The organism is Sphingomonas naasensis (genome assembly GCF_004792695.1).
Classification (GTDB): domain Bacteria; phylum Pseudomonadota; class Alphaproteobacteria; order Sphingomonadales; family Sphingomonadaceae; genus Sphingomonas; species Sphingomonas naasensis.
Genome location: NZ_SRXU01000004.1, coordinates 28879 through 46619, shown reverse-complemented (window position 1 = coordinate 46619; position 17741 = coordinate 28879). Strand labels below are relative to the sequence as shown.

Here is a 17741-nt window from a genome sequence, read left to right as displayed (position 1 = left end):
CGCCGGCTTTCGCCGAAGCACGCGATTCAACGCCGGGCCGCAACCTGCCTGTCGAACAGCGCGAGATAGTCGGCGATCGAATCCCCCTGCGCCGCAACCGGCGCGGGTCGTCGCGCCGCGGGATCGAGCCACCGGTTCAGCGCGGCGACGAGCCCGTCGCCATCCGCGCGCGCAACGACATCACCGAGCTCGGGACCGGTGACGATCTCGCGCACCGCCACGCTCGATTCGGTCGAGATCACCGGCGTGCCGACCGACAGCGCCTCGCGCAGCACGCCGGGGACGCCTTCATAGTCCGAGGTCAGCACCGCCAGCGCGGCGCCCGCCAGCGCAGGGAGCGGATCGCCGGCATGGCCCGGCAGCGACACCCGGCCGGCGAGGCCGAGCCGCGCGACCTGCGCTTCGAGCGCGCCGCGCAGGCTGCCTTCGCCGAGGATCACGAGCCGCACCTGCGGGTCGGCGACTCGCGCCAGCGCATCGATCAGCCGGTCCCAGCGTTTCTGCGGCTCGAGCCGGCCGACGCCGAGAATGTAACGCCCCGCGGGGAGCGCCACGGGGGCGGCGTCCGGCCGCGGCATAGCCGGGGGGTTGGCGATCACACTGACGCGATCGGATGGCATTCGCATCTCCGCCTCTGCCTCGGCCGCCATCGCCGGGGTCATCGCGACGACATGATCGAGGAAGCGCGGATGGAGCCGTAGCCAGCGCCGATATCCCCATGCGGCGACCGCGCCCTGTTCGGGCCGGACCAGCGCGTTCGAGACCTTGGCGACGATCGGCGGACAGGCGCGGCCGAGGTCGAGCCGGGTCAGCGCGGCGACCGCGCTATAGTGGTTGCCCGGGCAGAAGATCAGATCGGGCGCGGCGGCGCGGACATGCGCGCCGAGCCGGAACAGCGCCGAATAGCGCGCGTCGCCGAGCCGGATCAGCTCAATGCCCTCGGGGATCTCCGCCGCCAACGGGCCTTCGTCGCTGCCGAGCACCAACGTGACCCGGCGGCCGCTGCGCAACCAGCCCTCGGCCATGCGCAACAGCGCGCGCTCGACTCCGCCGCCGCGCATCGTCTGGGCGCAGCTGAGGATGTGTTGCGCGGTTTCGGAATAGATGCGGTGCAACATATGCCCTTGCGGTTTGCCATCCTTAGGCCCAAATCGCCCCCGCAATAAACCGCATTCTGCTGTCAATCCGCCACTTCCGCACGGGCGCGCATATCGGGAGGGCGATGCAAGACGCGGAAACAAAGCGAAATTTGTTTAGGCGTGTCTGCAGCGGAAATGATCCAGTGAACGAACCAGCAGTGGAGGCTTCGGTGAACACCAGCGCTGTCGAAGCCCCCTTGGCGGGCGCGCCCGACCTCGCCGGGCTCGAGCCCGTCGAAAAGATCAAGCGCCGCTGGCCGATGCTGCTCGGCGGGGCGCTGACGCTGCTGATGATCGGCGCGCTGGCGCACGAGCTGTTCGATTCGGGCCTTGCCGGCCTGTCGCGGCGGCTGCCAGGCAACCCGCTCTTCTACATCGCGCTGCTGCTCTATTATCTCGGCCCGCCGACCTTCGACTATGTGATCTTCAAGCGGCTGTGGGACATCCCGCTCGCCGGCATGGCCGCGCTCCACAAGAAGCGCATCTCGAACGAAGTGCTCGTCGGCTATTCGGGCGAGGCCTATTTCTACGCCTGGGCGCGCCAGCGCACCCAGATGGTCGCCGCCCCCTTCGGCGCGGTCAAGGACGTCACGATCCTCTCGGCGATCGCGGGCAACGCGGTCACGCTGGCGATGATCCTGCTCGCCGCACCGTTCGGGATGGGACTGCTCACCCATGTCCAGCAGAACTGGGTATGGGGATCGATCGCGATCATCGTCGCGACCTCGCTTCCCTTCATGATCTTCTCGCGGCGGGTGTTCTCGCTGCCGCGGAGCAGCCTGTGGTGGATCTTCGCAGTGCACTGCACGCGCATCCTCACCGGGTCGTTCCTCATCGCCGTCGCATGGCATTTCGCGCTGCCCGAGGTCTCGATCGGCTTCTGGCTGCTGATGGCCGCGGGCCGGCTGCTCGTCTGGCGCCTGCCACTGGTCCCCAACAAGGAGGTCGCCTTCGCGACGATCGCCGGGGTGGTGATCGGCCAGGGCGAGGCGCTGTCCGAGCTGATGGCGCTGATCGCGGCGCTGACCCTGCTCGCGCACGTCGCGCTGATCGCGGGCTTCAGCGCGCACGCGCTGATCACGAGGAACAAGCAATGATTCGCCCCGCACTCTTCTCGCTCGCGCTGGCCGCACTGGCGCTTCCCGGCGCGGCGCGCGCGCAGGATCCGATCGACGGATCGTGCACCCATGGCGCGGGCCCCAAGCTCTACGTCAACGTCACCGGGCTCAAGGATCGCACCGGGCGGCTCAAGCTCGAGCTCTATCCGGCGAACGAGGACGACTTCCTCAAGGACGATCGCACGATCAAGGCCGAGGGCAAGCAGATGCGCCGGATCTGGTCGCCGATGCCGGCTTCGGGCCCGGTGACCTTGTGCATCCGCGCGCCGGGACCCGGGGTGTGGGCGCTGCTCTTCACGCACGATCGCGACGGCAAGAACAAGTTCAACTTCTGGCAGGACGGCGCCGGCTTCCCGAGCAACCAGCGGCTCGGCCGCAGCCGGCCCAAGGTGCGCCAGGCGATGGTCAACATCCCCGCCGCGGGCGGCCAGATCACCGTGCGCGCCCAATATCTGAAGGGCCTTGGCGGCTTCGGCCCGCTCGACTGAGGAACCGGCGCGATGCGCATCGTTGACGTCAACGAATTCTATTCGCCCACCGGCGGCGGTGTGCGCACCTATATCGATCGCAAGATCGGGATCATGGCCGATATGGGCCATGAGCTGACCGTGATCGCCCCCGCGCTCGAGGACGGCGTCGAGGATCGCCCCGGCGGCGGCCGCATCCTCTGGGTCAAGGCGCCGCCGCTGGTGCTCGACCGCAACTATTGCATCTTCGTCAAGGACGAGCCGGTGTGGAAGCTGCTCGACGAGCTCCAGCCCGACATCCTCGAATGCAGCTCGCCCTGGCTTCCGGCATGGACGGTGGCGAACTGGAAGGGGCCGTCGCTCAAGGTGTTCTTCGCGCATGGCGACCAGATCGGCGCCTATCCGCAGCGCTGGCTCGACAGCGTCGCGAGCCCGATCCAGGTCGAGAACGCCTTCGCCTGGTACACGCGCTACATGAACCGCTTCCTCGGCCATTACGACGCGTTCGTCACCAACGGCCCCGCGCTCGCCAAGCGCTTCCGCCGGCGCGGCATGCATGTCGACGCGTCGATGCCGCTGGGGATCGAGCGCAGCTGGTTCTCGCCCGATCTGCGCGACGAGAAGCTCCGCGTCGCGCTGCTCGAGCAATGCGGCCTGCCGCCCGAGGGGCATTTGCTGCTCGGGCTCGGCAGGCACCACAAGGAGAAGCGCTGGCCGCTGGTGATCGACGCGGTCGAGGCGGCGGCGACCGACTTGCCCGTCGGCCTGATCCTGATCGGCGACGGCCCGCAGCGCCGCCAGCTCGAGGACCGCATCGCCGGCAGCCCGCACATCCGCATCTTCCGCCCGGTCTATGACCGCGTCCGCCTGTCACGGATCATGGCGAGCTGCGACGCGCTGATCCACGGTTCCGACGCCGAGCCTTTCGGGCTGGTCGCCTCGGAGGCGCTGGCGTCGGGACTGCCGCTGATCGGACCCGACGAAGGCGGCTTCGCCGAACTCGCCGACCCGCTTTTCGCCGAGACCTATGCAGCGCGCGACGCGCTGTCGGCGGCCGACGCGATCCGCCGGATGTTCGCGCGCGAGCCCGCGATCCTGCGCGCCGCGGCGCGCGTCGCCGCGGGCAAGGTGCGCAGCGACCGCGACCACACGGTCGAGCTGATGGCCTATTATGAGGGACTGCTCGCGGCGCGGCGCGCGGGCACCAGCCCGGCGGCGCTCCCCGGCGCGGCATAGACCTCGACCATTGTGTCGCCGAGCGGGTAGCTGCCGCGTAGTCGGTAACCTCCGTCGCGCAGGCGGGCGAGCGTGAAGTCGCGCGCTTCGAGGCGCTCGCCGCGGTAGACGCGGCGCATCACCACCACCTCGGGCCGCTTCGTGAAGATCCGGCCGATCTCGGCGAGCTGGTCGACTCCCACCGCGCCGTTTTCGCGCTCGCGTGACAAATGGCTCGGATAGATCCAGGGCGTGACCGTGCAGCGCCCGGTCTGCGAATAGAGGCTCGAATTGCTCGAATAGACATAGAGGCAGCCCGGCCCATGGCCGATCGCCTCGACGAGGGTCTCCACCTCGCGCGCATCGCCGCGATGCCATCTGGCGCTCAACACGGTGAGTTCTCCGCCGAGCGCCGCGACGATCAGCAGCGCCGGCGCGACGATCCGGCGCCCGACCGGATTGCGCCCGAGATAGCCGGCGCAGCACAGGCACGCAGGTAGCATCACCGGCAACGCATAGTGGTTGAACCACGTGCCGAACACGATCAGCCCGAACACCGCGGCGATCAGCCAGCCGAACATCAGCGCGCGGATCGGCCGCTCGCTTTCGTCCTGCACTGGCACCCGGCGCGATAGCCCGCTGACGATCAGCAACGGCGCGAGCATCAGCGCGATCTTGAGGAAGGCGCGGATCAGCTCGTCCGCGGGATCGCTCTTACGATCGAGGATCGAGCCGAAATTCGCGTAGAACCACGCATCGCCATGGCCGAGCCACACATACACGCCCCAGGCGAGCAAGGTCGGCAGGATCGCCACCACCACCAGCTCGATGCCGAGGCGCGCGATCCGCACCGGCGACTGGCCGAGCCGATGTTCGCGCCAGAGCAGCCACATGCCGAGAAAGATGCCCTCGAACAGCACCGAATATTTGACCTGCAGCGCGAGGCCGATCAGCGCCATCGCCGCTACTGCCCGGCCGCGGCGGAGGATGCTGCAGGCTGCCGAGGCCGCGCAGGGGACCGCGAGCAACATCGCCGAGGCTGTGATCAGATTGTAGAAGACCGGCGCCTGCCCGCTCTGGCCGTCGCCGAAGCCGAGCATGAACAGATAGAGCAACGCCGCGGCGAGTCCGCCCTCGCGCCAGCCGGTGCGCTCGGCCAGCCGGATGATCATCAGCGCGGTGAGCACGACGCTGGCCAGCGCCATCAGCTGATAGACCCAGATCCCGAGCGGAACGCCGAAGGCCGCGGCGGGCAAATAGATCAGGAACAGCCCGATCGGCTTGCGATCCCAGATGTCGACATAGGGCAGCGCCCCATCGAGCATCCGCTGCGCGGTGACGAAGTAGAGTTCCTCGTCGACATGCACGACCGGATTGCCGAAGGCGATCGCGCGGACCGCAACCGCGGCGACGAGCAGAATCACCCAATGCGGCAGATTCGCGAGCGCGGCGGCAATCGATGGCAGAGCCGATACCCGCGCTTCCGCTACGGCAGTCTCGCTCGCCATCAGCGCGAATTGCCCCGCTTCTCGAATCCCGAAAGCGCGCTCATTCCGAATTCCGTCTTATTTGCGACCAACCTCCACCGTGCCTAGCCGAGCCTCGACGCACTGTCACGAACCGGTCAGGTTTAGGGCTCACCGTTTTGAGACGAAGGGGGAGTTTGACGCCATGAACATCGATCGCCGCCGCCTGCTGCTGACCGGCACCCTCGGCCTCGCCGCGCTCTCGGTTCCGGGCCTCGCGCTGGCCCAGATGGCGAGCGGCTTCACCCATTCGGTGGCGAGCGGCGAGCCGGGCCCCGACACGATGCTGCTATGGACGCGCTACGTGCCGGCCGATGGCGGCGCCGCGAAGCTGCGCGCCGAGATCTCGACCACTGCCGACTTCGCCAGCGTCGTGAGCGGCGGCGAGATGCTCACCGGGCCGTGGCGCGATCACACCGTCAAGATCACCGTCGACGGCCTCGCCCCGGGCACACGCTATTTCTACCGCTTCGTCGCGCCCGATGGCAGCTTCTCGCCCGTGGGCCGGACGCAGACCCTGCCCGACGACAATGTCCGCCGCTTCGGCATCGCGGTCTTCTCCTGCTCGAACCTGCCCTTCGGCTGGTTCAATGCCTATGGCCATGCCGCGGCACGCGACGATATCGACCTCTGGGTCCATCTCGGCGACTATCTGTACGAATATGAGAAGGGCGCCTATGCGCCCGACAGCGGCGCGGTCGACGGGCGCTGGCCCGAGCCGGTGGGGGAGATGATCCACCTCGCCGATTATCGCCTCCGCTATGCCAGCTATCGCAGCGACCCCGATCTGCAGGCGCTCCACGCCGCCAAGCCGATGCTCGTGCAGATGGACGATCACGAGAGCGCCAACAACAGCCGCGAGATGCGCGCACAGAACCATCAGCCGAAATTCGAAGGACTGTGGAGCATCCGCAAGGCGGCGGCGCTGCAGGCGTTCAAGGAGTGGATGCCGGTTTCCGAGACGCCGTGGGGCAGCTACGATATCGGCGGGCTCGCAACGCTGTTCCGCACCGAGAGCCGGCTGATCGCGCGCAGCGACGAGCTCGAATATGGCTCACTGTTCGATACGGCAAATCCCGCCGCCGCGCTCGCCGCGTTCCGCGACGGTCCGCTACAGGATAGGGCGCGGACCATGCTCGGCACCGAGCAGGAGATCTGGCTGGCGCGTACGATGCGGCAATCGGTGCGCAGCGGCCGCAAATGGCAAGTCGTCCAGTTCGGCACGATCATGGGCAAGCAACGCATGCCCGAACAGGCGATGGACTGGCTCAAGCCCGACGCTTCGGAGCGGACGAAGCGCTATGTCCGCAATGCGCTGACGGCGAGCCGGGCCGGCCTGCCCTCGGACCTCGACAATTGGGGCGGCTTCCCCGCCGCGCGGGCGCGCTTCCTCAAGACGGCGCAGGGCAGCGGCGCCAATCTGGTCGTGCTCTGCGGCGACAGCCACAATGCCTGGGCGTTCGATCTCGGCCAGGACGGCAAGCCCGCCGGAGTCGAGTTCGCCGGGCACAGCGTGACCTCACCGGGCTATGAGGGTTCGACCGCGACCGATCCGAAGACCGTCGCCGCGGGGCTGATCGCCGCCAATCCCGAGCTCAAATGGTGCGACACCAGCCGCCGCGGCTACATGGCGCTGACCCTCACCCCCGAACGCGCGTCGAACGACTGGGTGTTCATGGACACGATCCTGAAGCGCAGCACCGCGGCCAGCGTGGGGCACACCGCGGTGGTGCAGCGCGGACGCAATGTGATGGGATGAATCCTTCCCGGAACGAGGAGGATCCAGATCAGTCCAGCGACTTGCTCGCCTGCTCGAACATGTCCTTGCTCAGCCCCGGCGTGGCGACGATGCGCTCGAGCTCGGCACGCATCTTCGCGGCGCGGCCCTCGTCGAAGCGCTTCCACCGCCCGAGCGGCGGGATCAGCTTGGCCGCGGTCTGGGGGTTGAGCTTGTCGAGCGCGATCAACTGGTCCGCGACGAAGCGGTAACCGCGCCCCGAGACGTCGTGGAAGGCGCGCTGGTTGACGCTGAACGCCCCGACCAGCGAGCGCGCGCGATTGGGGTTAGACAAGGTGAAATCGGGATGCGCGACCAGCCGTTCGACCATTTCGGCGGTATCGTCGCGCGTCGACAGCGCCTGGGTCTGGAACCATTTGTCGAGCACCAGCCCATTGCCCTGATAGCGCCGGTAGAAGGTGTCGATCGCCTCGTCGCGGAGCGGCGAGCTGCCGTTGACGAGGGTGGTCAGCGCGCCCTGACGGTCGGTCATGTTGTCGGCATCGGCGAACTGGTCGAAGGCGAGGCGATCGGCGTCGGCCGCACCGCTCGCGGCGATATAGCCGAGCGCGACCGTCCTGAGCCGCCGCGCGCCCTTGGCCGCGGGCGAATATTCGAAGCGATTGGCGCGGCTGCCGTCATAGGCCGCGCGCCATTCGCCGGCGAGCGTCTTGCCGAGTTCGTTGCGCAGCGCCTCACGCGCGCGGAAGATCGCCTCGGGCTCGACCACCGCCATCTGATCGCCGATGAAGCTATCCGACGGCAACAGCACCGCCTCGGCGACAAAGGCGCGATCGAGCCGCGAATCGCCAAGCGTGTTGCGCACCGCCTCGATCACCGCGCCATGATCGGCCCCGCCATTGGCGGCCGACGCGACGAGCGTATCGAGCATCAGCTGCTGCATCGCCTCGTAGCGCGCGAACGGATCGTCGTCGTGCGCCGAGAGGAAGGCGAGATCCTGCGCGGTGCGGTTGGTCTCGACGATGATCGGCGCCGAGAAGCCACGATTGATCGACAGCGCCGGCGGCTCGGACAGATTGTCGAACAGCAGCTCGCGGCTATCGTCCTCGAGCAAAATCAGCTGCTCGTCGCCGAGCGGCGCCCCGCTGTTCGCCCCGAACAGCTTGAGCCTGAGCGGGACGACCATCGGCTCCTTGGACGGTTGCCCGGGCGTCGGCGGGACGAGCTGGCGCAGCTTGAGGCGGGCGCGGCCGCCCTCCTGCGCGAGCGTCGCCGAGACGCGGGGGGTGCCGGCTTGGCTGTACCAGCGGCGGAACCGGGTGAGATCGACGCCGCCCGCCTGCTCCATGCACTGGACAAAGTCCTCGCAGGTCGCGGCGGTGCCGTCGAAGCGGTCGAAATAGAGATCGGTGGCCGCGCGGAATTTGTCAGGGCCGAGGATCGTGGCCATCATCCGGATGACCTCGGCGCCCTTGTTGTAGATCGTCGCGGTGTAGAAATTCGAGATCTCGATATATTCGTCGGGGCGCACCGGATGCGCGAGCGGGCCCGAATCCTCCGGGAACTGGCTCGCGCGCAGCCCGCGGACATCCTCGATCCGCTTTACCGCGGCGCTGCCCTGGTCGGCCGAGAAGCTCTGGTCGCGGAAAACGGTGAAGCCTTCCTTGAGCGAGAGCTGGAACCAGTCGCGGCAGGTGACTCGGTTGCCCGACCAATTGTGGAAATATTCGTGCGCGACCACCGCGGCGATCGCGTCGTAATCGTAATCGGTGGCGGTGTCGGGGTCGGCGAGGATGTAGCGGCTGTTGAAAACGTTCAGCCCCTTGTTCTCCATCGCGCCGAAATTGAAATCGTCGACCGCGACGATGTTGAACACGTCGAGATCATATTCGCGGCCATAGACCTTCTCGTCCCAGGCCATCGACAGTTTGAGCGCGTGGAGCGCATGATCGGTCTTGGCGAGATCGGGTGAACGCACCCAGATGCCGAGCTGGACCTCGCGGCCGGATAAGGTGACAAAGGTTCCGCGATTGGCGACGAGATCGCCCGCGACCAGCGCGAAGAGATAGCTCGGCTTGGGGAACGGATCGTGCCACTCGGCCCAGTGCCGCCCACCCTCGAGATCGCCTTGGGCGATCGGATCGCCATTGGCGAGCAGCACCGGGAAGCGCGTCTTGTCGGCGGTCAGCTTGACCTTGTACCTCGACAGCACGTCGGGGCGATCGGGGAAGAAGGTGATCCGGCGGAAACCCTCGGCCTCGCACTGGGTGCACAGGATCCCGCCCGAGGCGTAGAGCCCCTGAAGCTGGGTGTTGCGCTCGGGCGCGATCTCGACCTCGGTCTCGACGACATGCGCGACGCCGGTGAGCGGCACGACGAGATCCGCGCCGTCCATGCGCCAGCCCTGCGCTTCGGCGCCGTCGACCCGCACCGCGAGCGCGGTCAGCCCGTCGCCGTTGAGGCGGAGCGGGCGATCATGCGTGCCGGCGCGTTCGACCTGCAGCGTCGCGCGCACCCGCGTCGCCGCAGGATCGAGCGCGAAATCGAGCGCGATCTCGGGAACGCGCCAATCGGGCTCGCGATAATCCTCGCGGCGCGTGATCTTCGGCGCCTGGGTTGCGATCTGAGCGTCTGCCATCATCGCCGCGATATAGGATCAACCCGGCGTGCCGCCACAACAAACTGCCGCTTGCCTCTGCGTCGCCCGGTGCTACCGATACGCCATTCCTGAGACACCGAGGTTCCTTCCCCTATGGTTCGATTCACCGCTGCGATCAGCCTGATCGCGCTCGCCGCCACTTCTGCCGCGGCCCAGAACGCGCCGGCTCCGGCACCCGCGCCGGCCCAGAACGCCGCGCAGAACAACGCGCTGATCAACGCCGAGTTGCCCGCCGACCAGGCGGCGCTCAAGAGCCACATCATGTTCCTTGCATCGGACCAGATGCGCGGGCGCGAGGCGGGCAGCGCCGAGTACGATATCGCCGCGCAATATGTGGCGTCGCAATTCTACGAGCAGGGGCTGCGCCCGGCGGGCGACGACGGCTCGTACCTCCAGAAGGTGCCGCTGCTCAGCTACAAGCCGGCCGACAAGGGCAGCATGGCGATCGCGGCGAAGGGCGGCCAGCCGGCGAGCCTGATCTTCGGCGAGGATTATGTGCCCGCCGCCAATCCCGCGAAGCTCGATTACAGCGTCACCGCGCCGGTGGTGTTCGTCGGGCAGGGCATCGTCGGGCTCGGCCGCGACGACTACAAGGGCATCAACGTCAAGGGCAAGATCGTCGCCTTTTTCGGCGGCGCGCCGTCGAGCTTCCCCGCCGAGGAGCGCGCGCATTTCTCGAGCCCGTCGACCAAGGCCGAGATCGCGATGAAGAAGGGCGCGGTCGGCTATGTCACGCTCGAGTCGCCGCTCGCCGGGCGCGGCAATTATCCGTTCAAGCTGGTCGCCGCCAATTACGACCGGGCGCGCGTGACCTGGGCCGAAGCCGATGGCAGCGGCCATATCCCGACGCCCGCGGCACCGGGGCTGGGCATGCTCAGCCTGGCAGGCGCCACCAAACTGTTCGCCGGCGCGAAGACGCCGTGGGCGACGATCGCCGAGGCGGCGAAGCAGGACGGCGCGACGTTCAAACCGATGGCGCTGCCCGCGACGCTGAGCGTCACGCTCAAGACCGCAACCAGCCCGATCACCAGCTACAATGTCGCGGGCATGCTGCCCGGCAGCGATCCGGCGCTGGGCAAGGAAGTCGTGGTGCTTTCGGCGCACCTCGATCACGTCGGCGTCGGCAAGGCGGACGCCAAGGGCGACACGATCTACAACGGCGCGATGGACAATGCCGTCGGCATCGCCTCGCTGATCGAGGAGGCGCGCCGCTTCAAGGCATCGGGCAAGCCGCCGCGGCGTTCGGTGTTGTTCCTCGCGGTGACCGCCGAGGAGAAGGGGCTCGTCGGTTCGGACTATTTCGCGCACAACCCGACCGTGGCGAAGCAGGACATCGTCGCCGACGTCAATCTCGACATGCCGATCATCAACTACAAGTTCGAGGACGTGACGCCGTTCGGCGCGGCGCATTCGACGCTCGGCGAGACGGTGGCGCGCGCCGCGGCGCAGATCGGCGTGGGCGTGGGCGGTGATCCGCGGCCCGACGAGGCGTTCTTCGTGCGCTCGGACCATTATCGCTTCGTCCAGCAGGGCATTCCCTCGGTCTTCCTGTGGCCGGGCGAGAAAGGCCCGGGCAAGGCGGCGACCGACGCGTTTCTGAGCAGCCATTATCACCAGCCCTCGGACGACCTCGTCCAGCAGCCGGCGATCGACTGGGAATCGGGCGCGCGCTTCGTTGATGTCAATTATCGCATCGCTCGTGAGATCGCCGATGCGGACCAGAAACCGATGTGGAAGAAGGGCGACTTCTTCGGCACCGCCTTTGGCGGGCCGATGGAGAAGTGACCCTTATGGCGAGGTGCGGACCCGCCCCTCGCCGTCCACCCCCAAGCCCCTTCCCGCAGGGAAGGGAACGAGGCAAATGATGCGCAAGTCCCTGATCCTTCTTCCGCTGCTCTTCGCAACCCCCGCGCTGGCGCAGGAGCTCACCCCCGCCGAGGCGGCGCTGAAGGCGCATGTCGCGTTCCTCGCCTCGGACGCGATGCGCGGGCGCGATACCGGCTCGAACGAGCTCGCCGTCGCCGAGCAATATGTCGCCGCGCAGATGCTCGCGGCGGGGCTCACGCCCGGCGCGGCGAACGGCGCATGGCTCCAGCCGGTGCCGCTGGTGTCGTTCAAGGGCGCCGATCACGGCAGCCTGGTGCTCCGGCGTGGCGGGGTCGCGACGCCGCTCGAATGGGGCAAGGACTATGTCGCCCGCTCGAACGCGCGCGAGCCCAAGGTCGCGTTGTCGGGCGATGTCGTCTTCGCCGGCTATGGCGTGACCGATCGCGCCACCGGCCATGACGATTACAAGGGCCTCGACGTGAAGGGGAAGATCGTCGCGATCCTGCGCGATGCCCCGCAATCGCTGCCCAGCGAGGTCCGCGCGCATCTCAGCCAGCCCGACGAGCAGGCGAAGAACGCCGCCGCGCACGGTGCGATCGGCGTGATCCTGATCGAGGGCAATACCCGCCACGCGATCTTCCCGTTCGAGGCGAGCGTCGGCTACTGGAACAGCCCCGCCATGACCTGGGCCGATCCCGACGGCCGCGCGCATGCCGATGGGGCGAGCGTGCCTGCCTTCGCCTATGTCGGCATGGTGGGCGCGGAGAAGCTGTTCGCCGGATCGAAGATCAAATGGGCCGACGTCCTCGCCGCCGACAAGGCCGGCAGGAAGCTGCCCACCGGCGCGCTGGGCGTGGCTGCGGAAGGCACCGCCAACACCGAGATCAAGACGCTGTCGGCCAACAATGTCGTCGGAATGCTCGAGGGCAGCGATCCGGCGCTCAAGGGCCAATATGTCGTGATCTCGGCGCATCTCGATCATGTCGGCGTCGGCAAGCCCGATGCGAAGGGCGACACGATCTACAACGGCGCGATGGACAATGCCGTCGGCACCGCCTCGATGCTCGAAGTGGCAAAGGCGTTCACCGCCTCTGGCAAGCGCCCGCGCCGCTCGATCCTGTTCGTCGCGGTCACCGCCGAGGAGAAGGGACTGGTCGGCTCGGACTATTTCGCCGCCAACCCGACCGTGCCCAAGGGCAGCATCGTCGCCAACGTCAATCTCGACATGCCGGTGCTGACCTACAAGTTCGAAGATCTCGTCGCGTACGGCGCGGATCGCACCAGCATCGGTCCCACGGTGGCGGCGGTTGCCAAGGCCGACGGGCTGGCGCTCACGCCCGATCCGGCACCAGAGCAGGCGAGCTTCGTGCGCTCGGATCACTACAGCTTCGTCCGCGCGGGCATCCCCGCGGTGTCGCTCGAGCCGGGGCCAGCGGGCCCGGGCAAGGCCGCGATCGAGGAATTCGGCGAGAAACATTATCATCAGCCCTCGGACGAAGTGACGCTGATCGACTTCGGCCAGGGCGTGCGCTTCGTGAAGCTCAACTATGCGATCGCCCGCGCGCTCGCCGATGCCGATCAACGCCCGTTGTGGAACAAGGGCGATTTCTTCGGAACGCTGTATGGAGGCCCCGGCGCGAAATAGCGCCGGATTTCCCTCGCTGCGGGGGAGAAGCTGAGGATCGTCGATGTTGCGTAGCCTGCTCCTGCTGTCTTTGACCGTGCTGGCGCCGCTGGCGCACGCGCAGCAACTCCCGCCCGAGCAGGCGGCGCTGAAGGCGCATGTCGCGTTCCTCGCTTCCGACGCGCTGCGCGGGCGCGAGGCGGGAACGCGCGACTACGACATCGCCGCCGAATATGTCGCGGCGCAGATGCTCGCGGCGGGGCTGAAGCCCGGCGCCGGCGGAAGCTGGCTCCAGCCGGTCGGGCTCGCCACCTATCGGCCGGCGGCGAAGGCGAAATGGACGCTCACCCGCGGCAGCGCCGCGATCCCGCTCCAGTTCGGCATCGACTTCCTTAATCAGGGCGTGCCGGCCACGCCCGACTTCGCCGTCGAAGGCCAGGTCGTCTTCGCCGGCTACGGCCTCGTCTATCCGGAGGCGCGGCGCGACGACTATCGCGGGCTCGACGTGCGCGGCAAGATCGTCGCGCTCTATGCGGGGACGCCGCCCGGCCTGCCCGACGACGTCTCCGCCCATCTCGGCGACGACGACCAGAAGGCGCGCTTTGCCGAGGCACGCGGCGCCAAGGCAGTGATCATTGTCGAATCGATCGAGCGCCGCGCCGAATTCCCGGTAGAGGCGATGGCGCCCTATTACGATTATGAGCGCACCACGTGGATCGCGCCCGACGGCAAGGCGCACATGATCGCTCCCGGCGCGCCGGTGGTCGGCACGATCGGGCAGGCGGGCGCCGAGAAGCTGTTCGCAGGATCGCGGATCCGCTGGCGCGACGTGCTGGCTGCCGAGCGCCGCGGCACGCGGATGCCGACCGGGCCGCTCACCGGCACGCTCAAGCTGGCCACCGCGACGAGCATCCGGGCCACGCGCAGCAGCAATGTCGTCGGGCTGATCGAAGGCTCGGATCCGGCGCTGCGCGACGAATATCTCGTGCTCTCGGCGCATCTCGACCATGTCGGCATCGGCGAGCCCGAAAAGGGTGACCGCATCTACAATGGCGCGATGGACAATGCGATCGGCATCGCCACGATGCTCGACATCGCCCACCGTTTCGCCGAATCGGGCAAGCGGCCGCGCCGCTCGATCCTGTTCGTCGCGCTCACCGCCGAAGAGAAGGGGCTCGTCGGGTCGAGCTATTTCGCCGCGCATCCCGGGCTCCCCGGCAAGGGCCGCCTCGTCGCCGACCTCAATCTCGACATGCCGATCCTGACCTATGCGATGCAGGATCTGGTCGTGCTCGGCGGCGAGCGCTCGAGCCTCGGCGCGACCTATGCCGCGGCGGCGGCGGCCGAAGGGCTCGCGGTCGTCCCCGATCCCGCGCCCGAGGAAATGTTCTTCGTCCGCTCGGATCACTACAGCTTCGTCCAGGCCGGCATCCCCGCGGTGTCGATCGACAGCGGCCCCGGCGGGCCGGGCGAGGCGGCGCAGATGGAGTTTCTCGCCAGCCATTATCACAAGCCGTCGGACGACATCGCGCTGCCGATCGACTGGACGGCGGCGGCGAAGTTCGCGCGGGTGAACTATGCCGCGGCGCGCGCAGTGGCCGATGGCGATGCGCGGCCGAGCTGGGTCAGGGGTGACTTTTTCGGCGTGGCGTTCGGGGGCCATGGCGCGCGGTAGCCAGATCCTCCCCCTCCAGGGGAGGAATGATCCATGCGCTTGCTGATCTTCGGGCGCGGCTATACCGGCAGCGCGCTGGCGGCGCGCCTCGCCGCGGGGGCGTGGCGAATCGCGGCGGTGACGCGCGACGGGCGCGACGCGAGCATCGCCTTCGCGGATCGCGACCGCGTCGCGTTCGAGATCGCCCGCGCCACGCACATCGTATCGACGGTGGCGCCCGAGACCACCGATCCGATCCTCACCGCTTATGGCGCGGAGATCGCCGCAGCGCGCGCGTGGCGCGGCTATCTCTCCTCGACCGGGGTCTATGGCGATACCGGCGGCGCGTGGGTCGACGAGAGCGCCCCGATCGGCGGCGGCCGCCGCACCGCCCGCGCCGAAGCCGATGCCAGCTGGCTGGCGCTCGGCGCGCGGGTGTTCCGCCTGCCGGGAATCTACGGCCCGGGGCGTTCGCCGCTCGACCGCGTCGCGCGCGGCGCGGCGCTACGCGTCGATGTGCCGGGGCAGGTGTTCAGCCGCGTCCATCGCGACGACATTGTCGCCGGCGTGATCGCGGGGTTCGAGGCGCCCGCGGGCGCATACAACCTCGCCGACGATCTGCCCGCGGCGCAGAGCGAGGTGATCGCCTTTGCCTGCGTGCTGCTCGGGTTGCCGGTGCCGCCGCTCGTCCCGCTCGACGCCGCAGAGCTCAGCCCGCAGGCGCGCGCCTTCTACGCCGAGAACCGGCGTGTCGCGAACGGCAAGGCGAAGCGCCTGCTCGGCTGGCGGCCGCGCTTTCCCGACTATCGATTGGGCCTGCGCGCCTTGAGCGCGAGCACCAGCCCGACCACCACCAGCGCGGCGCCGCCGCCCGCGAGCAGCGACCAGCGATAGCCTTCGAAGAGCGTCGAGAGCAGCATCGCGATCACCGGGATCAGCACGCTGGTATAGGCCGCCTTGGCCGGGCCGATCACCCGGATCAGCTGGAAATAGATGGTGAAGGCCAGCGCCGAGCCGAAAATGCCGAGATAGAGCGTGCCTGCGATATAGCCCCAGCGCGGTTCGATCATCGGCGGACCGACCGTCGTCCACGCCCAGACCGCGTCGATCGCCGCGCCGCCGAGCATCGCCCAGCCGAGCGTCGCGGCCATCGGATAGGCCTTGGCGGTCTGGGTCGCCTGCATGACGTTGGCGACCGAGGCCGACAGCACGCCCAGCAGCGCGATGCCGATCCCGAGCAACGCCTGTTCGGGGCCTGCATCGCTCAGCCGCGCCTCATGGACGAAGAGCAGCGCCACCCCGGCCATCGCCACCGCCGATCCGACGAGCAGCTGGCGCCCCATGCGCTGGCCGAGAAAAGCGCGCGCGAGCAGCGCGTTGGGCACCAGCAGCAGCGCGTAGACGATCGCCACCACCCCCGAGGTGATGTGCTGCTCGGCGCGGTAGACGAAGTTGAAGTTGAGCACGAACTGGGCGAAGCCGAGCGCGATCGCGAAGGCCCAGCCGCGCAGATCGAGCCCCAGCGGCTCGCGACGGAGCAGCGCCCAGCCGAGCATCACGACCCCCGCCACGGTGAAGCGATAGGTCACCGACCAGCTCGGCGGGACCACCGAGAGCTGGTCGCGAATGACGATCCAGGTCGATCCCCAGATCAGCGTGACGACGAGGAAGGGCAGGATGACGTCGAGCCGCGCCGAGCGCGGCGGAACCGGTTCGACGGGCGGCTCGATGATCGGCGCCTTGAAGGAGGTGAAGCGCCTCACAGCGCCGCGATCGCATCCGCCAACGGCCGGATCGCCGCTTCGCGCTGGTCCCACGAGATCACCAGCCGCGCCTCGCCGACGCCCCAATCGTAGAAATCGAAGCCCAGCGCGCGGAGCGACTCGGCTTCCTCGGCGCGGACCTTGAGGAACACTTCATTGGCCTCGACCGGATGGACCAGCCGGTCGCCCGCCGCCAGCGCCAGCAGCCGCGCCCCGGCATTGGCGGCGCGGCCATGGGCGAGCCAGAGATCGCCTTCGAGCATCGCGAGCAGCTGCGCCGCGAGATAGCGCCCCTTGGAGGCGAGCAGCCCGGCGCGCTTGCGGCGATAAAGCGTCGCATCGGCGAGCTCGGGTTGGAAGAAGATCAGCGCCTCGGCGCTCATCCCGCCATTCTTGACGAAGCCAAAGCTCAGCGCGTCGACGCCGGCGCGCCACGTCACGTCGCCGGGGTGGCAGCCGAGATGCGCGACCGCATTTGCAAAGCGTGCGCCGTCCATATGCAGACCCAGCTCGCGCGCCTTGGCGAGGTCGCCGATCGCGGCGACTTCGTCCGGCGTGTAGGCAAGGCCATATTCGGTGGCGTTGGTGATCGAGATCGCGTGCGGCTGGACCTGATGGACGTCGTTGCGGATCGGATCGATCACCGCGCGGATCGCGTCGGGGGTGAGCTTGGCGCCGGGCCCCTCGGCCGTGAGCAGCTTGGCGCCATGGGTGTAGAATTCGGGCGCGCCGCATTCGTCGACATTGATATGCGCGTCGCGGTGGCAGACCACGCCGCCATGCGGCGGGCAAAGCGCGGCGAGCGCGAGGCTGTTCGCGGCGGTGCCGGTCGGCACCCAGAGCGCGCGCACCGCGGTTCCGAACAGATCCGAGAAGGCTCCGTCGAGCTGCTGCGACCAGCGATCGCCGTCATAGGCGGTATCGAGCACATTCACCCGGGCGAGCGCATCGAGCACTTCGCTGCAGACGGGCGCGGCGTTGTCGGAGAAGAAGCGCATGCGCCACGCCATC

Annotated in this window: 13 protein-coding genes; 8 read left to right on the top strand and 5 right to left on the bottom strand. The window is 68.4% G+C overall.

Features of this window, described 5'->3' with window-relative positions; all coding sequences use genetic code 11:
• Positions 1 to 26: 26 nt before the first annotated feature.
• Entirely contained in the window at positions 27 to 1118 is a 1092-nt protein-coding gene (locus E5A74_RS10150) for a glycosyltransferase (RefSeq protein WP_135984473.1), read from the bottom strand.
• A gap of 191 nt (positions 1119 to 1309) precedes the next feature.
• Between E5A74_RS10150 and E5A74_RS10145 the strand changes: the two genes are divergently transcribed.
• From E5A74_RS10145 to E5A74_RS10135, 3 genes are read left to right on the top strand one after another with little or no spacing between them, the layout of a single operon-like run.
• Entirely contained in the window at positions 1310 to 2236 is a 927-nt protein-coding gene (locus tag E5A74_RS10145) for a hypothetical protein (protein ID WP_135984471.1), read from the top strand.
• A complete protein-coding gene (locus E5A74_RS10140) occupies positions 2233 to 2745 on the top strand; it encodes a DUF2141 domain-containing protein (RefSeq protein WP_135984468.1) in 513 nt (170 codons plus the stop codon). The genes E5A74_RS10145 and E5A74_RS10140 overlap by 4 nt, the downstream gene beginning before the upstream one ends.
• A 12-nt stretch (positions 2746 to 2757) precedes the next feature.
• Complete coding sequence (locus E5A74_RS10135; protein ID WP_135984466.1) at positions 2758 to 3960, top strand: glycosyltransferase; 1203 nt, start codon at positions 2758 to 2760, stop codon at positions 3958 to 3960.
• On the opposite strand, the gene E5A74_RS10130 is transcribed toward E5A74_RS10135, so the two are convergent.
• Positions 3894 to 5447, bottom strand: a complete 1554-nt coding sequence (locus tag E5A74_RS10130; RefSeq protein WP_135984464.1) for an ArnT family glycosyltransferase — start codon at positions 5445 to 5447, stop codon at positions 3894 to 3896. The two genes, E5A74_RS10135 and E5A74_RS10130, sit on opposite strands and share 67 nt — an antisense overlap.
• 163 nt (positions 5448 to 5610) lie before the next feature.
• On the opposite strand from E5A74_RS10130, the gene E5A74_RS10125 reads away from it, so the two are divergent.
• Positions 5611 to 7224, top strand: coding sequence for an alkaline phosphatase D family protein (locus E5A74_RS10125; protein WP_135984462.1), 1614 nt, complete (start codon positions 5611 to 5613; stop codon positions 7222 to 7224).
• 28 nt (positions 7225 to 7252) lie between these two features.
• Here E5A74_RS10125 and pepN read toward each other — a convergent pair whose 3' ends face one another.
• Positions 7253 to 9841 carry an aminopeptidase N gene (gene pepN, locus E5A74_RS10120; RefSeq protein ID WP_135985152.1) on the bottom strand — a complete coding sequence of 863 codons (2589 nt, stop codon included), beginning with the start codon at positions 9839 to 9841 and terminating at the stop codon, positions 7253 to 7255.
• Between the two features lie 114 nt (positions 9842 to 9955).
• Between pepN and E5A74_RS10115 the strand changes: the two genes are divergently transcribed.
• From E5A74_RS10115 to E5A74_RS10100, 4 genes are all read left to right on the top strand, one after another.
• Positions 9956 to 11647 carry a M28 family metallopeptidase gene (locus E5A74_RS10115; RefSeq protein WP_135984459.1) on the top strand — a complete coding sequence of 564 codons (1692 nt, stop codon included), beginning with the start codon at positions 9956 to 9958 and terminating at the stop codon, positions 11645 to 11647.
• A gap of 76 nt (positions 11648 to 11723) precedes the next feature.
• Entirely contained in the window at positions 11724 to 13334 is a 1611-nt protein-coding gene (locus tag E5A74_RS10110) for a M28 family metallopeptidase (RefSeq protein WP_135984457.1), read from the top strand.
• 43 nt (positions 13335 to 13377) lie between these two features.
• On the top strand, positions 13378 to 14988 hold the full coding sequence (locus tag E5A74_RS10105) for a M20/M25/M40 family metallo-hydrolase (protein ID WP_135984455.1): 1611 nt from the start codon (positions 13378 to 13380) through the stop codon (positions 14986 to 14988).
• A gap of 33 nt (positions 14989 to 15021) precedes the next feature.
• The gene (locus E5A74_RS10100) at positions 15022 to 15861 is read left to right on the top strand and encodes a Rossmann-fold NAD(P)-binding domain-containing protein (RefSeq protein ID WP_135984453.1); all 840 of its coding nucleotides are present in this window, start codon (positions 15022 to 15024) and stop codon (positions 15859 to 15861) included.
• Here E5A74_RS10100 and E5A74_RS10095 read toward each other — a convergent pair.
• Positions 15771 to 16730 carry a DMT family transporter gene (locus tag E5A74_RS10095; RefSeq protein ID WP_240699756.1) on the bottom strand — a complete coding sequence of 320 codons (960 nt, stop codon included), beginning with the start codon at positions 16728 to 16730 and terminating at the stop codon, positions 15771 to 15773. The genes E5A74_RS10100 and E5A74_RS10095 overlap by 91 nt on opposite strands.
• On the bottom strand, positions 16727 to 17728 hold the full coding sequence (locus E5A74_RS10090; RefSeq protein ID WP_135985148.1) for a threonine aldolase family protein: 1002 nt from the start codon (positions 17726 to 17728) through the stop codon (positions 16727 to 16729). Before E5A74_RS10090 ends, E5A74_RS10095 begins: the two co-directional genes overlap by 4 nt.
• Positions 17729 to 17741 lie beyond the last annotated feature (13 nt).

Coding starts and splice junctions, on each gene's coding strand:
- E5A74_RS10150 (WP_135984473.1), bottom strand. CDS start 1,118: ATGTTGCACCGCATCTATTCCGAAACCGCGCAACACATCCTCAGCTGC.
- E5A74_RS10140 (WP_135984468.1), top strand. CDS start 2,233: ATGATTCGCCCCGCACTCTTCTCGCTCGCGCTGGCCGCACTGGCGCTT.
- E5A74_RS10135 (WP_135984466.1), top strand. CDS start 2,758: ATGCGCATCGTTGACGTCAACGAATTCTATTCGCCCACCGGCGGCGGT.
- E5A74_RS10130 (WP_135984464.1), bottom strand. CDS start 5,447: ATGGCGAGCGAGACTGCCGTAGCGGAAGCGCGGGTATCGGCTCTGCCA.
- E5A74_RS10125 (WP_135984462.1), top strand. CDS start 5,611: ATGAACATCGATCGCCGCCGCCTGCTGCTGACCGGCACCCTCGGCCTC.
- pepN (WP_135985152.1), bottom strand. CDS start 9,841: ATGGCAGACGCTCAGATCGCAACCCAGGCGCCGAAGATCACGCGCCGC.
- E5A74_RS10115 (WP_135984459.1), top strand. CDS start 9,956: ATGGTTCGATTCACCGCTGCGATCAGCCTGATCGCGCTCGCCGCCACT.
- E5A74_RS10110 (WP_135984457.1), top strand. CDS start 11,724: ATGATGCGCAAGTCCCTGATCCTTCTTCCGCTGCTCTTCGCAACCCCC.
- E5A74_RS10105 (WP_135984455.1), top strand. CDS start 13,378: ATGTTGCGTAGCCTGCTCCTGCTGTCTTTGACCGTGCTGGCGCCGCTG.
- E5A74_RS10100 (WP_135984453.1), top strand. CDS start 15,022: ATGCGCTTGCTGATCTTCGGGCGCGGCTATACCGGCAGCGCGCTGGCG.
- E5A74_RS10090 (WP_135985148.1), bottom strand. CDS start 17,728: ATGCGCTTCTTCTCCGACAACGCCGCGCCCGTCTGCAGCGAAGTGCTC.